This window comes from Streptomyces sp. NPDC021080 (assembly GCF_044333225.1).
GTDB lineage: Bacteria > Actinomycetota > Actinomycetes > Streptomycetales > Streptomycetaceae > Streptomyces.
On record NZ_JBIRQM010000002.1, the window covers coordinates 566,161 to 580,333 of the forward strand.

The 14,173-nt window shown below is 72.6% G+C and carries 13 protein-coding genes; 5 read left to right on the forward strand and 8 right to left on the reverse strand.

The genetic code is table 11. From position 1 onward, the window contains the following. The first annotated feature begins 27 nt into the window (after window positions 1-27). Entirely contained in the window at window positions 28-867 is an 840-nt protein-coding gene (locus tag ACH4S8_RS06530; protein ID WP_398391490.1) for a ribonuclease BN, read from the forward strand. A gap of 39 nt (window positions 868-906) precedes the next feature. Here ACH4S8_RS06530 and ACH4S8_RS06535 read toward each other — a convergent pair whose 3' ends face one another. From ACH4S8_RS06535 to ACH4S8_RS06545, 3 genes are all read right to left on the reverse strand, one after another. Next, window positions 907-1,719, reverse strand: a complete 813-nt coding sequence (locus ACH4S8_RS06535; RefSeq protein WP_398391492.1) for a hypothetical protein — start codon at window positions 1,717-1,719, stop codon at window positions 907-909. A 145-nt stretch (window positions 1,720-1,864) separates the two neighbouring features. After that, window positions 1,865-3,577 (reverse strand): hypothetical protein, encoded by a 1,713-nt coding sequence (locus ACH4S8_RS06540; RefSeq protein ID WP_398391494.1) that lies wholly within the window; start codon window positions 3,575-3,577, stop codon window positions 1,865-1,867. 173 nt (window positions 3,578-3,750) lie between these two features. Then, a complete protein-coding gene (locus tag ACH4S8_RS06545; RefSeq protein ID WP_398391495.1) occupies window positions 3,751-4,485 on the reverse strand; it encodes a YoaK family protein in 735 nt (244 codons plus the stop codon). A 231-nt stretch (window positions 4,486-4,716) separates the two neighbouring features. On the opposite strand from ACH4S8_RS06545, the gene ACH4S8_RS06550 reads away from it, so the two are divergent. After that, window positions 4,717-5,094 carry a hypothetical protein gene (locus ACH4S8_RS06550; RefSeq protein ID WP_398391497.1) on the forward strand — a complete coding sequence of 126 codons (378 nt, stop codon included), beginning with the start codon at window positions 4,717-4,719 and terminating at the stop codon, window positions 5,092-5,094. Between the two features lie 213 nt (window positions 5,095-5,307). On the opposite strand, the gene ACH4S8_RS06555 is transcribed toward ACH4S8_RS06550, so the two are convergent. Together ACH4S8_RS06555 and ACH4S8_RS06560 are read right to left on the reverse strand one after the other, a co-directional pair. Beyond that, window positions 5,308-6,930 (reverse strand): FAD-dependent oxidoreductase, encoded by a 1,623-nt coding sequence (locus tag ACH4S8_RS06555; RefSeq protein ID WP_398391499.1) that lies wholly within the window; start codon window positions 6,928-6,930, stop codon window positions 5,308-5,310. Continuing rightward, entirely contained in the window at window positions 6,927-7,526 is a 600-nt protein-coding gene (locus ACH4S8_RS06560) for a TetR/AcrR family transcriptional regulator (protein ID WP_398391501.1), read from the reverse strand. Before ACH4S8_RS06560 ends, ACH4S8_RS06555 begins: the two co-directional genes overlap by 4 nt. A gap of 74 nt (window positions 7,527-7,600) precedes the next feature. On the opposite strand from ACH4S8_RS06560, the gene ACH4S8_RS06565 reads away from it, so the two are divergent. Both ACH4S8_RS06565 and ACH4S8_RS06570 read left to right on the forward strand, forming a co-directional pair. Continuing rightward, the gene (locus ACH4S8_RS06565; RefSeq protein ID WP_398391502.1) at window positions 7,601-9,190 is read left to right on the forward strand and encodes an FAD-binding oxidoreductase; all 1,590 of its coding nucleotides are present in this window, start codon (window positions 7,601-7,603) and stop codon (window positions 9,188-9,190) included. Between the two features lie 106 nt (window positions 9,191-9,296). Further along, window positions 9,297-10,178: a diacylglycerol kinase family protein gene (locus ACH4S8_RS06570; protein WP_398391504.1), complete on the forward strand. Its 882-nt coding sequence runs from the start codon at window positions 9,297-9,299 to the stop codon at window positions 10,176-10,178. A 39-nt stretch (window positions 10,179-10,217) separates the two neighbouring features. Here ACH4S8_RS06570 and ACH4S8_RS06575 read toward each other — a convergent pair whose 3' ends face one another. Beyond that, window positions 10,218-11,174 (reverse strand): Ig-like domain-containing protein, encoded by a 957-nt coding sequence (locus ACH4S8_RS06575; protein ID WP_398391505.1) that lies wholly within the window; start codon window positions 11,172-11,174, stop codon window positions 10,218-10,220. 226 nt (window positions 11,175-11,400) lie between these two features. Further along, window positions 11,401-12,168 (reverse strand): alpha/beta hydrolase, encoded by a 768-nt coding sequence (locus ACH4S8_RS06580; protein ID WP_398391507.1) that lies wholly within the window; start codon window positions 12,166-12,168, stop codon window positions 11,401-11,403. A 323-nt stretch (window positions 12,169-12,491) separates the two neighbouring features. On the opposite strand from ACH4S8_RS06580, the gene ACH4S8_RS06585 reads away from it, so the two are divergent. Then, window positions 12,492-13,280: an SAM-dependent methyltransferase gene (locus tag ACH4S8_RS06585; RefSeq protein ID WP_398391509.1), complete on the forward strand. Its 789-nt coding sequence runs from the start codon at window positions 12,492-12,494 to the stop codon at window positions 13,278-13,280. Window positions 13,281-13,606: 326 nt separating this feature from the next. Here the strand turns inward: ACH4S8_RS06585 and ACH4S8_RS06590 are convergent, their stop codons facing one another. Next, entirely contained in the window at window positions 13,607-14,149 is a 543-nt protein-coding gene (locus tag ACH4S8_RS06590; RefSeq protein ID WP_398391510.1) for a DUF6328 family protein, read from the reverse strand. Between the last annotated feature and the right edge of the window lie 24 nt (window positions 14,150-14,173).

Here is a 14,173-nt window from a genome sequence, read left to right on the forward strand (position 1 = left end):
CGGCGGTGTCTGTGGTAATCGACCTTCATGCCGAAAAGGGCTCCCTCCGCCGACGACCGGCCCACCCTGCGGGCACGGCTCTCCACGACGCTGCGCGACTCCCCCGTCGGCCGGGGATGGCGGCACGGCAAGGACATCGAACTGGGGCAGCGGTCACTGGGCTTCGCGGCCCTCGGCTTCCTCACGCTCGTACCGCTGCTGATCGTCGTCTCCGCCGCCGATCCGGCGCACGGGCGGGGCTTCGCCCAATGGCTGGGCGACGGACTCGGCGTGTCGAGAGCCGCCCGGGACGAGGTCGCACGGCTGTTCGCGGGGCCCGCGCAGGTACTGCGGACGACGACGGCCTTCGGCCTCGCCGCCCTCGCCGTCTTCGGCCTGAGCTTCGGCGCGGCGGTCCAGACCGGCTACGAGAAGGTCTGGAACCTGCCGCCGGCCCGCTGGTACGCCCGGTGGCGCCATGTCCTCTGGCTCGCCGTGCTCATCGGCACCCTCTACGTCACCGCGACGACGACACTGTGGCGGCACTCGGCCGCCGCGACGCCGGCCGCGGCACTGAGCGCCGTGCTCTTCTTCTGGTGGTCGCAGTGGATGCTGCTCGGGGGCAGGATCCCCGGCAAGGCCCTGTTGCCCGGCGCGGTGCTGACGGCTCTCGGCCTGCTCGGCCTGCGGGTCTTCTCCCGTCACGTCTTCTCGCCCCTGATCGCCTCCAGCGCTGTCACCTACGGTCCTTTCGGCACCGTCCTGGTCGTCCAGTCCTGGCTGGTCGGTGTCGGAGTCGTCGTCTTCGGCGGCGCGCTGGCGGGGCGGTTCGCACACGAGGAGTTCTCCACCGGGGTGAAGGCCCTCCGGCGGCGGACCCGACGGTGAGTCCGCGCGGCCGCGCCTCGAACTCCCTCTCGTACCGGGTCAGCCGGACACGGTGATCCGGGCGTCGGCCTGTTCGCCCGGCGGGGGCGTCGAGGACGGCTCCCGGTCCCAGCGCAGGGCGAGGATCGTGACCGGGACCGCTATCAGGGCCCAGATGACCACGGCCATGACCACGGCCGTCCAGGTGTCCCAGAAGTGCCCGGCGCAGAAAGCCGCGACAAACGGCACGACTATCACGGCCACGGATTTCGCCCCGATCGGGACCCGGGGGACCACGGGACGGCCGGTGGCGAGGCAACGGGCCCGCCGGGCGCCGCCGAACGCGCCGATGAAGGTCAGGGCCGCCGACCAGACGACGGCCAAGGCGGCTCCGGTGAAGACGGTGGGGTCCTCGTCCGGCAGTCCCGCGAGCCTCTCGCGCACCCTGCCCCGGCTCACGGCGACCACGTCGTTCCGCCACGTCGTGACGTCCACCCGCTCCCCCGGCCGGATGAGTTCCGACAGGTCGCCGTGCGAGTCGAGGTCGATCGACTGATCGGCAGGGGCGGGAACCGGCGGCCGCAACCGCACCCGGAAGACCGTCGTCCTCCCGCTCTTGGCCGTCCGGGCCGAGAGGACCGTCCCGCGGATCGTGCGCAGGCAGCTCGCGCCGTCGTCCCGCGCCACGGCTTCACCGACGCAGGACCGGGCACCCTCGAAGGCCGCCTCCGTGGCGACCCGTCCGGGGACCAGGAGACCCACGCCCACGGCCACGGCCGACAGGGCCAGTCCGAGCAGGGTCCAGGCGGCCGCATGCCACCACTCCCGCCGGATCCGTGCCGAGGGCCGCTGGTCCGTCGTCTGCGCTGCCACCGCTGCATCTCCTTCGTCCAGAGGCATTAGGTCACACGTGTCCGATCGGCCGACACGGCAGGTCCCGGAAGTGTCGGACCCCGGCCGGCCTGCCGGTTCCCGGCAAGATCGAGGGCGTACGCGGGCCGGCCCCGACCGGCCGAGGTCAGCCGGAGTTGTAGCCCCAGCGGGCGTGGCCGTCCCTGCCCATGAAGCACTTCGCGGGGCGTCCGTCGGCCGTGGTCGCGGTGGCGCCCACGGGAGAGCAGTACTGTCCGAACCCGATACCGGACCGGCCGCCCGTGCCGCCGCTGCTTCCGCCCGAGGCGCCGGAGGAACCTCCCGTGGAACCACCGCCGCCGCTGCCGCCTCCTGACGTGCCGCCCGCCGTGGTGGAACCGCTCGTGCCCCCGGTACGCGGCTTCGGCTCGGGTTTCGGCTTGAGTTTCGGCTTCGGCTTCGGAGTGGGCTTCGGCTTCGGAGTGGGCTTCGGCTTCGGAGTGGGCTTCGGGCCGGGCTTGGCGCAGGAGTCGCCCGGACCGATCAGCCACAGGTCGGCCCGCGTCGGCAGCACGACCTCGCGGTCGGGCTCCGGCCGCTGGCGGCACACCCGCCAGTCCTCCAGGTGCCGGGTACCGGCGCCGAGGCGCTCGCCCGTGTGCGCGTGCCAGGCGGCCGTGTACGCGAACCCCAGGTCGTCCAGGGCACCCGAGGCCACGCCGTGACTCTCGCCCCGGAGGTCCGGCATGACCACGCGTCGCGGGGCGTGGAGGCTCGTGGGGCACGCCTCCTTCTCGGGGACCGCGTACAGCGTCAGCACGCGGACGGCCGGGCGGACCTTCTCCTGTCGGGAAGGTGTCTGGAAGCAGACCTTCCAGCCGGGCGCGGTGCCCTTCACCGGCCGGAAGGACGAGGAGGCGTCGGCCGTCGTCACGGACATCCAGGACTGGCGTCGCGCGTCCACGACGGCCGTGGTGAGGGCCGCGCCCTCGAAGTCCCGCATCGTCACGGAGCGGTCGGCGCCGGCACGAGCCGGTGTGTCGTGTCCCGTGCCCCAGGCGGCGAAGACCAGCGTGGCCGCGACCGTCGCGGCGAGCACGGGGCGTCTGCGGACCCATGCCGACACACGCGCTCCGCCGCGCGGGCGGGCGGAGGAGCCGACGGGCAGGAGCTCGCCCCTCGCCGCGAGGAGTTCTCCCCTGGGATCGAGCCGGGACCCGTGAAGGCCGTACTCCTTGCCGTCGACGACGATCACGGTGGAGTCGAGGATGCCGTGCTCGCGGCGAAGGATCGCCAAGGGTTCGGCCACCCGGGCCGCCTTGGGGGACATGAGGCCCCGGAGGAGGACGAGTCCTCTGTCGGTGAGCGCGGCGTAGCCCCAGCCGCAGTGGTAGAGAGCCCGGACGTTTTCACCGGGTCCCAGCTCCGCGAGCAGCACGGTCTTGTGGTCGTCGGGCAGCGAGGGCTTCTCGTCGACGAGGACCGTGGCCAGGCGGGGATCGTCGGCGAGGGAACCGGACGCCTCGCGGCCGGTCCCCTGCACGAGCGCGCCGTACGCGTCGATCCGCGATCCCCACACGGTGATCCGTCGCCCGTTCACGGCCAGGTCGACACGCGACGCGGCCCCGTACGCGGGGCGCAGCACCACCAAGGGCCTCGCGATCCTCGAAGGCTCCTTTCCGCTCAGGAGAATGAGCGCGCCCCCGGTGAGAGCGGCGTACCCCATCCCCTGGTGGTAGAGGGCCAGCACCTTCTCCCCGGACCGGAGCGTACGGAGCAGGGCCTCCGCCTTGGGGAGGGGAAGGGCGATCTCCCGGGCGGCCACTTCGGTGGTGCGGGGGTCGTCACGCAGCAGACGCTGCGCAGCGGTTGGGGACATACGCGGAGATTAGCCGCTGTCGATCTTCAGCAGAAACCCCGCTCCGCGAACCGATGCACGGCCGTGACCTGCACAGATACTCCCGTCCGGCCCCCCATGTCCGCAACGGCCGCGAGGTCGGGAGGCGGTCGCCGCGCCGCCGGGTCCCCACCACCGGTTCGGCTCCGGTGAGTTCAGCCGATCAGTTCCGGTACGCGCCTGTACCGCACCAAGAGCACATCGAGCGCCGCGATGACCAGGACCGCGGCGGCGATGGTGAGCAGCGCCCGGCCCGTGCCCCACGGCGTGATGAGGGAGCCGAGGACGCCGCCCACGAAGATGCCGGCGACGGTCGCGACGAGCCGGGAACGGATCATGTGCCGCTCCGGGGTCGCGGGGACGGCTCCGGAGAGACCGTGGATCAGGCGGACCAGCGACACCTGGGCGAGCAGCGTGGGCATACCGGGAACGGCCGCCCGCAGAGCGGTGTCCGCGCGCAGCCCCATGGCGAAGCCGACGATGGCGATGACCAGGTTGTCCGGGTCCTGGGCGAGCGAGCCGGTGCCGTGCCGCCACAATGCCGTCGCGCCCGCGAGTGCCAGGAACGCCCCTTCCACCGCGAGCGCGGCCGCGAACCAGTGCCGGTGGCGTGCGACGAGACCTCTGGTCGTCAGGGCACCGGCCAGCGCGCCGAGGACGAAGGCGATCAGGGCGATCGCCGGGCGAGCCACCGGTGTCTGTCCCTCACCGGCGACGGCGAAGGACAGGAACAGCACGTTGCCGGTGGCCAGGGCGGTGAAGACGTGCCCCATGGTCAGGAAGCTGACCGCGTCGGAGGCGCCCGCGAGGACGGTGAGGGTCGCCATGACGACGGTTCGTCGGCGTTCGCGTCGTTCGGCGGACGGCGGCGGTCCGGATTCTTCACTCATGCGGTCAGTCTCGGCAACGGCGCCGCCACAGCCGCGGTGTCCGGGCCGAAACGCGACGACCGTGCCGCCAATGGACGGCGCGCCGAGGCCTCGGTCGGCGTGCGCGCACCGTGCGACGGCCGGACTGTCGGTGCCCCCTCCTAAACTGCTCACCCACTGTTCGAAGGACGAGGGAGACGGAACGGCATGGGCGGCGACTGCTGGGCACACACAGGACCGTACGAGCCCGACTTGGCGGCTGCGTTCCGCAGGGCCCAGGAGGAACAGCTGTCCGAGGACGACCACGGCTTCCCCGGCCGGACCGTGGAGGAGCTGTGGCGGGACCCGGAGTGGCACGAGTACATCTTCACCGGCGGTACCGCCACTGTCCTGGACCAGCCGGAGATGATCGACGCGACGGACCCCGACGACGGCCCGTTCATGCGCCCCCTGACGGACGAGGAGATCCGGGCCTGGGCCCCCGACGGCCGGCCCACTCACGCCGACTGGGACGCGGCACTGGACTCCGGCCGACTGGACTTCCCTGTCCGTTCACAGGGCAGATGCACGGTGCTGTACGCCGATGGCGAGCCGGCACAGATCGGTTATTGGGGAGTCACCACGGACTAGGGCCTGTCCGGCCCGCACGGCTTCGCCGCGTGCGGCTCGGTACCGGGGAGCGGCCGACCGGCCCCGCCCCGGTACCGTCGTCGGCCGTCAGGCCGTGGCGGAGGCCGCCGTGCGTCCCGTCCGGCGGCCGGCGATGAGACGCCCCCAGGGATCGCCTTCCCCTCTCCGCACAGGCTGCTGTGACGTTGCCGCACAGGCTGTTGTGACGTTGCGTCAGACGGTGTACTCCGCGGCCGTGTCGAGGGCTTCCCGGGCTGCGGCCGCAGCGGCTGCCCGGTCCTCGGGCACCAGGCCGATACGGGTGCGCCGGTCCAGGAGGTCGGCCTCGTCGAGGGCGCCCTCGTGCAGCACGGCCCACAGCAGCGCGGCCCGCGTGACCGGGTGTCCGGGCACCACGGGCTCGCCGAGCCGGGGATCGCGGGCGGCGAGGGCGTGGACGGCGGGCGCCTCGGCACCGTACCGGCGGATCAGATGGCCGGGGACGGCCAGTGCCCCGAGCCGGTGCGGGGCCGCCGCGCCGACCAGCGGCAGGGAGGCGGTCGTCGAGGGACCGGCCCGCAGTCCCCGGGCCTCGACCGCCGCGTCGACGGCGTCCTGGGCCATCCGTCGGTAGGTGGTGAGCTTGCCTCCGACCACGGTGACCACTCCGTCGTCGGAGGTCAGGACGGCGTGCCGGCGCGAGATGTCGGAGGTGCGGGCGGCCTCTCCCGAGCGGGCGGGCACGGTGTCGAGCAAGGGGCGCAGCCCCGCGAAGGCGCCGACCACATCGTGGCGTCGCACCGGGGTGTCCAGCGCGGAGCCGACGACGTCGAGCAGGAAGCCGATGTCCGACTCGGGCGCCTCGGGCACGTCCGGCAGGTCCCCGTCGACGGGTTCGTCGGTCAGGCCGACGTACACGCGGCCGTCGTCCTGCGGCAGGAGGAGGACGAACCTGTTGGACTCGCCCGGGATCGGGATGTGCAGTCCGGCGGGCAGTGGTCCGAACAGGTCGGCGCGCAGCACCAGATGGGTTCCGCGCGAGGGGCGGATACGGATGCCCTCGACCAGTTCGCCCGCCCACACGCCGGACGCGTTGACGACCGCTCGGGCCCTGATCTCGCCCTGTTCTCCGGTGAGTTCGTCGCGGACGCGGGCGACGCTCCCGCCGGTCCCGAGGACCCTGACCCGGGTGAGGATCTTCGCGCCGTGGGCGGCGGCGGTGCGGGCGAGCGCCGTGACGAGCCGGGCGTCGTCGGTCACCTTGCCGTCCCAGGACAGCAGACCGCCGCGCAGTCCCGCGGAACGCACCGACGGCGCCAGGTGACGGGCCTCGACCGCGGTGAGGCGGCGCGGCGCGGGCAGCGTGGCGCGCGACGTGCGGGCCGCCAGCCGCAGGGTGTCCCCGGCCCGGAATCCGGCCCAGGCCAGCGAGGCCTGACCGCGTGAGACCAACGGCGTCAGGGGCAGGACGAAGGGCTGGGCGCGTACGAGGTGGGGGGCGGTGCGCTCCATGAGGACACCGCGTTCGACCGCGCTCTCGTGGGCGACGTCGAGCTGCCCGGAGGCCAGGTAGCGCAGTCCGCCGTGGATGAGTTTGGAACTCCAGCGGGAGGTGCCGAAGGCGAGGTCGTGGGCGTCGACCGCGACGACGCTCAGACCGCGCGCGGCCGCGTCCAGGGCGACCCCGGCGCCGGTGGCGCCGAGTCCGACGACCAGGACGTCCACGGTGTCGCCCCCCACGGCCTCGGCCAGTTCACGGCGGCGGCGGTCGGCGGAGAGCGACGATCCGGGCGCCGGGGCCGCCGGGCCGGACGGAATGCCGGACTCATTGCCGGACGGACCGCTTGTGGGACTCATGGCGTGAGGGTCCTCTCCAGAAGGGTGCGCAGCTCGTCGAGAAAGGCGGTGCTGGTCAGTTCGGGGTCGTCCTCGTCGGTCATGGTCCGCAGCGACAGGGTGAAGGACTGGACCACGAGCAGCACGGCACGGGCCTGCCGTCTCGTGGGGGCGATCCGCACCGAGCCGTCGGTGTGCCCCTGCTCCAGGGCGTCGGCGAGGAGTTCCAGGAGGGCTTCCTGACTGGCTCCGCGGCGGTCCAGTACGTAGGGGAGCAGGAGTTCGGGGTCGACGTCGATGATCTTGCGGAAGAGCGGGTGGGCCCGGAAGCCCTCCACTCCGGCCACCAGACCGTCCACGATCAGGGTCCGCGTCTGCCCGTCCGGCTGCGGCTCCGGCATGGCGCGGGTCGCCACGTCGATCCACTCACGGGTCATCAGGTCGCCGACGAGCGAGCGCACGTCGGGCCAGCGCCGGTAGAGCGTCATGCGCGAGACACCGGCGCGGCGGGCCACGTCGGTCAGGGTGGTACGCCGGACTCCGACCGCCAGGACGCAGTCGCGTACGGCGTCGAGGACGGGGTCCCCGTCCGAGTGGTTGTGACGAATAGGCGCCATGTGTCACAGTGTAACGCCCTGAGCGGCCGTGCGGGAGCCGGCGCGTCGCGAACCGACCGATGAGGACTACGTTCATGGACATGCTGTGGAGTGGCTGGGGCGACCCGGCGAAGGCGGCGCCGCTGCCCGACTCGGTGACCGGCCTGCTGCGGGACCTGCTCGGCGTGAAGCCGCGGGACACCGCCCCGCACGCTCTCGACGAGATCCCCCTCGCCGAGCCCCCGTCGGCCCCGGTCCTGCGCGCGCTCGCGGACGCCGTCGGCGACCCGGCGCACGTACGCACCGACGCGGAGACCCGGATCAGGCACACCCGCGGGAAGTCCACGCCCGATCTGCTGAAGATCCGCGCCGGCGACGCGGGGGACGCCCCCGGGGCGGTGGTCCTGCCCTCGACCCACGACGAGGTGCTCGCCGTACTGCGCGTGTGCGCCGAACACGGCCTCGCCGTCGTCCCGTTCGGCGGCGGCACCTCCGTCGTCGGCGGCCTCGCCCCGGAGCGCAGCGCCTTCGTCGCCCTCGACCTGCGCCGCATGAACGCCATGCTCGGCATCGACCCCGTCTCGCGGACCGCGACGCTCCAGCCGGGCCTGCGCGCACCCGACGCGGAGGCTCTCCTCGCCGAGTACGGCTTCACCCTCGGCCACTTCCCGCAGTCCTACGAATGGGCCACCATCGGCGGGTTCGCCGCCGCCCGCTCCAGCGGTCAGGCCTCCGCCGGATACGGCCGGTTCGACGAGATGGTCCTCGGGCTCACCCTCGCGACCCCGGAGGGCACCCTGGACACGGGCCGCGCCCCCCGCTCGGCGGCCGGCCCCGACCTGCGGCAGCTGGTCCTCGGCTCCGAGGGCGCCTTCGGCGTCATCACCTCCGTCACCGTGCGGATCAGGCCGCTGCCGCAGACGCGTGTGTACGAGGGCTGGCGGTTCGCCTCGTTCGAGGAGGGCGCCACCGCCTTGCGCCGGCTCGCCCAGGACGGACCGCGCCCCACGGTGCTGCGGCTGTCCGACGAGACCGAGACCTTCGTCGGTCTCGCCCAGCCCGACGCCATCGGCTCGGCCGAGGCCTCCGCGACCGCCGGCTGCACGGCGATCGCCGGGTACGAGGGGACCGAGGAGGAGACCGCGCGCCGCCGCGAGGAGGCCGCGGCGGTCCTGCGCGCCGCCGGGGGCACCTACCTCGGCGCCGAGCCCGGTGAACGCTGGGCGCACGGCCGCTACTCGGCGCCGTACCTGCGCGACGCGCTGCTCGACGCCGGGGCCTTCGCCGAGACCCTGGAGACCGCGACGTTCTGGTCCCGCGTCCCCGAGCTGTACGCCGCCGTGCGCACCGCGCTGACCGGGACCCTGACCGCGGCGGGGACCCCGCCCCTGATCATGTGCCACATCTCGCACGTCTACGAGAACGGTGCCTCGCTCTACTTCACGGTGGTCTCCGCCCAGGGCGAGGACGCCGTGGCCCACTGGGCGCCGGCCAAGGAAGCCGCGAACGAGGCCGTGCTGGGCGCGGGCGGGACCATCAGCCACCACCACGGGGTGGGGACGGACCACCGTGACTGGTATCTGCGCGAGGCGGGGCCACTGGGCGTCGAGGCACTGCGGGCCGTCAAGCGCCGGCTGGACCCCGACGGCGTTCTCAGTCCCGGGATCCTGCTCCCCGTCGACTGACGCCCGCCGCGCACGTTCCGCGGCAGCCCCGGCCCGACGCCGCTGCCGCGCACAGGTTCCGCCCCTGCCCCGCTCCCTCCCACCGTCACTGCCCGGAGGCACACCGATGCGACAGTTCACCGCCGTCGTCAATCCCACCGCGGGCGGCTCCACCGGGGCGGCCGCGCTGCTCCCGGTCGCCCGTCTGCTGCGGGAGGCCGGAGCCGGTCTGGAGACCGAGTACAGCCGCAGCCTGGCCCACGCGCAGGAGCTCGCCCTGCGCGCCGGGGAGCGGGGCCGGGTCGTCCTGGCCGTGGGCGGCGACGGGATCGCGGGCGGGATCGGCGGCGCCCTCAGCGGGACGGACACCGTGCTGGGCCTGGTCCCGGCCGGCCGCGGCAACGACTTCGCCCGCGCGCTCCGGCTGCCCACCGCCGCCGAGGACCTGACCCGCGTCCTGCTGCGCAACGAACCCCGCCGCGTCGACACGATCGAGGTGGAATCGGCGGTGCACCCGCGCACCGTGGTGCTCGGCAGCGTGTACGCGGGCGTCGACGCGCTCGCCAACCAGCACGCCAACCACGCGCGTGTGCTGCGCGGGGCGGCCTCGTACTACGCCGGAGGTCTGCGCGCGGTCACCGGCTGGCGTCCGGTGTCGTACCGCGTCACCGTCGACGGGGAGGAGCACTTCCACCGGGGCTACACCGTCGTGGCCGCCAACTCCGCCTACTACGGCTCCGGGCGGATCATCGCCCCGCTGGCCCTGACGGACGACGGCCTGCTGGACGTCGTCATGATCCGCGAGGCCCCGCGCCGGCTGTTCTTCACCCTCATGAACGAGCTGAAGACCGGCGCGCACGTGGCCAGACCCGAAGTGGTGATCCTGCGGGGCCGGGAGATCCGCATCGAGGCCGACCGGCCCGTGCCGTACGGCGCCGACGGGGAGGTCGAGGCCACCCTCCCCGTCACGGCCCGGGTGCGGCCGGGCGATCTGTCGATGCTCTTCTGAGCCCTTCCGACCGGCCCGGCCCCGGTGCGCCGCCGCGGGTCAGCCCGCGGTGGTCTCGCCGCTCGCGCTGCCCGCCAGCCACTGGTCCCAGCTCAGGTTGAACGAGGCGTAGCCGTTGTCGGCCGGGGCCTTCGCGCGCGGGGAGCCGGTGACGGACACCGGGTCGCCCTGCTTGACCTGGTTGTAGAACCACTCGGCGTCGGACATCGACAGGTGGACACAGCCGTGCGAGCCGCGGGCACTGCCGCTGCCCGGGTTCGGGTCACCGGTCGAGTAGTGGACGTACGTCCCGGACTGGGTCAGGTGGACGTCCCAGGGAAGGGTCAGGTCGTAATAGTTGGGGGCGCCCTTGGTGCAGCTGATACCGACGCTGCACGAGGTCATGTGGACCGTCTTCGCCTTGTCGATCACCGCCATCACACCGTTCCACGTGGGGTATTCGGCGCTTCCCGCGTTGATCGACAGGGTCCGTACGGGCGCGCCGTTCTTCGTGACCTTCATCGTGTGACCGGTGACGGACACGTCCGCGCGGACGTCGTCGCCGACGGTGAAGTCGTGCACGTAGGACCGCGTGCCGTAGCGGCCGTTGCCGTTGGTGACGCCCTTCAGGTCGGCGGTGACCTTCACCTTGGTGCCGGCCGCCCAGTACGACTTGGGCCGCCAGTCGGCGCGCCGGTCACCGAACCAGTGCCACGCGCCGGTCATCGGCTGGGAGCTGGTGACCTTCATGTGCTTCTCGATGTCCGCGCGGGCCTTCTGCCCCACCGGGTTGGTGAAGATCACCGAGATCGGCATCGCGACGCCGACCGTGGCACCGGTCTGCGGCGTGATCGTCTCCAACAGCATCGGCGGCCCGGCGGGCTTCGTCGGGGACGGCTTCGCACTGGCCGCCGGCTTCTTCGACCCGCCGCCCTTCGAGTCGTCCGAACTCGCCTTCGGTGTACCCCCGCCACAGGCGCTGGCGCCCGCCAGCACCGCCGTCATGACGAGTGCCATCGATATCCCGCTACGTCGCTTCACTTTTACCCCGGCTCACAATCGTGCCTGCCTCACTATCTCTTTTGGACTGCGGACGCCGGTCCGCGGTTGCAGTGGATGTGTAAAGCGCGGTTCAAAACCCGACTCGGGAGGCACCCTCGCCCGCACGGCTGCGGCGCGCAACACCTCCGGTACCGGCGCCCGGCCGACGGCCGGGCGCCGATGACCCGTCACTTCAGGCTGTTCACGCCCGGGTGCCGGTGCCGGGGCGGCTCAGATGCCGGGCGAGGAACCGGACCGCGCTGTCGGCCTCGAACCGGGGCAGTTCCTTGTGCCGTCCGGAGTTGGCGTGCAGGGTCTTCTCCTTCGAGGCGAAGGCGTCGAACAGGGCGAGCGCGGCCTCGCGGGGGATGTGCTCGTCGTCCCACTGCATGGCGAACTCGACCGGGACGGTGATCTCCTTGGCCTTCGCGGCCAGGGCATCGGGCCAGTGCTGGCCGAACACCGCGGCCGTGATCCTGGGTTCGGCGGCCACGAGCGGGACTCCGATGGCGGTTCCCATGTTGATGCCGAAGTAGCCGACCGGCCCGTCCGTGCCGATCTCCGGGAGTTCCTGGAGCGCGTCCAGGGTCGCCCGCCACTCGGGCACGGCGAGGTGCGCCAGATGGTCGTTGTAGCGGACGACGATCGGGCCCTCCGGCTCACCCGCCGCCCTCGCCCGGTACAGCGCGGCGATCTCCCGCTCGTCGTGCTCCGAGCGGGGCCGGTCCCCGTGACCGGGGGCGTCGATGACGGCGACGTGGAAACCGCAGCCGGTCACCAGGAGGTGTGCGCGGCCCGCCATGGCCGGATGCTTCTTGTGGTTGCCGCCGCCGTGCCCCATCAGCACCAGGGGCGCCCGGTCGGCGCCGGAGGGCGGCGACCAGAGGACGCCGGGGACCCCGGCCACGACGAAGTCGCGCTCGGTCATGCCGTTCGACGACGTCCGGTGGGTGAACTGCAGAGAATGCATGAGGTGTTGCCCTTCGGGAGTGCCTGGTGGTCGAGGCGCTCCCGGCGACACCTATGTCGGTCGTCCGGCCGTGTCGGAAAGGGGGAGCACCCACGTCGATACAGCGTTCACGGGTCTCACCTCCTCGGGCGGTGTCACGGTCGAAAGGAAGCTATCAGCCCGCCCTTCGTCCCGCCGCCGATTTTCTCCGGTTGCGTTCCGGACCACCTCATCGGCTGCTTCGCTCACCTCAACTCCCTTACCACGCGGACCACATGGCCGTGCCGAGTAGGATGATCGAACATTTGGCCTGCCCGCGTTCGCGTGGTGCGATGGGAGCTAGCATGACGATCGACCGACAGTCGTTTCCGCCGCTCGACACCAGCAAGGCGCATCCCGCGCGGGTCTACGACTGGCTGCTGGGCGGCAAGGACAACTACCCGGTCGACGAGGCCGTGGCGGAGAAGCTGCCGCCCGAGGCCCGGGACGCGGCCCGGCAGAACCGCGAGTTCATGCACCGGGCGTCCGCCTGGCTCGCCGAGCAGGGCGTCGACCAGTTCCTCGACATCGGCACCGGGATCCCCACCCAGCCCAACCTGCACCAGATCGTCCAGGGCATCACGCCGTCGGCGAAGGTCGTCTACACCGACAACGACCCGATCGTGCTGCGTCACGCCGAGGCGCTGCTGGTCAGCCGGCCCGAGGGCGTCACCGACTACATCCAGGCCGATGTGCGGCAGGCGCAGGACATCGTCCGGCACGCCCGCCACGTGCTGGACTTCAACCGCCCGATCGCGCTGTCGCTGATCGCGTTGATGCACTTCATACCCGACGAGCAGGACGCCCACTCCATCGTGCGCAACCTGGTCGAGACGCTGCCCTCGGGCAGTTACCTGGTGCTGTCGCACGCCTCCTCCGACATCTTCCCGGAGCTCTCCGCGCAGGTGACCGCCGAGTACGCGAAGGGCGGCATCCAGCTCGGCTTCCGTACCCGGGCCGAGGTGGAGCGCTTCTTCGGCGGCCTCGACCTCGTCGCTCCCGGTCTGGTGACGGCGACGGAGTGGTTCCAGTCGGCTCCTGCGCCGGCGCAGGAGGACAGCGGCATCTACGCGGCGGTGGCACGCGTGCGCTGAGCGTGCCCGGAACGGCGGAGCCGCGCCCCGGCGATCCGGGCGACGCGGCCCGGCATCGCGTCCATGCGGGTGGCGTATGGGGCGGCGGCGAGCCCCCGGCGGCATGAGCGGCGTTGTGCAGGATGCCAACTCAACGCCAGTCAGAGAGGACGTCCCGTGCGTCGAACCATGCTGTTTTCCGTCTGTGCTCTCGTCGCCGCCGCCGCCACCGGATTCTTCACCACCAGCGCCATCCGCAGCCGCTGACACCAGCACGTCCCACGCGGACCCGCACGACGCGCGGCCCGCCGGGAAGGCCGCCCCTCCCCCGGGCGCGGACGGGGGAGTCAGTTCCGGTCCGCTTCGCCGCCGTCCACGTCGGGGGCGTGGGCTCTGCGGCCAGCCAGGCGCATCCGCAGAGCCGCCGGGACGACGAACCACCACAGGATGTACAGCCCGGCCACACCCGCGACGATCCAGGGCACGTACGAGTCGTCGTGGGTGGCCGTGCGCAGCACCAGCAGGAGGGAGGAGGCCATGGTGAGCAGCAGGAGCAGCAGGCCGAGCAGGGTCAGCCCGGATGCCCACACGACGGCCTCCGGCTTGATGAAGCGGCCCGTCACGACGCGGTGGAACGCGACGGGGGCGACCAGCGCCCCGATGGCCGTCGCCCCGAGGACGACGGTGACCACGTACAGCGTCTGGTCCGCGTCGGAGAGCCGCCGGTAGGACGGCTGGAACACCACGGTCAGCAGGAAGCCGAACAGGATCTGCACGCCGGTCTGGGCCACACGGATCTCCTGGAGCAGGTCGCTCCACTTGCGGTCGGCCCGCTCCTCGGGCGACTCGTCGCGTCCGTCGCGTCCGTCGCTTCCTCTGCCGCTCCGCATCGGCGGCCCTTCTCCCGGCGGCAC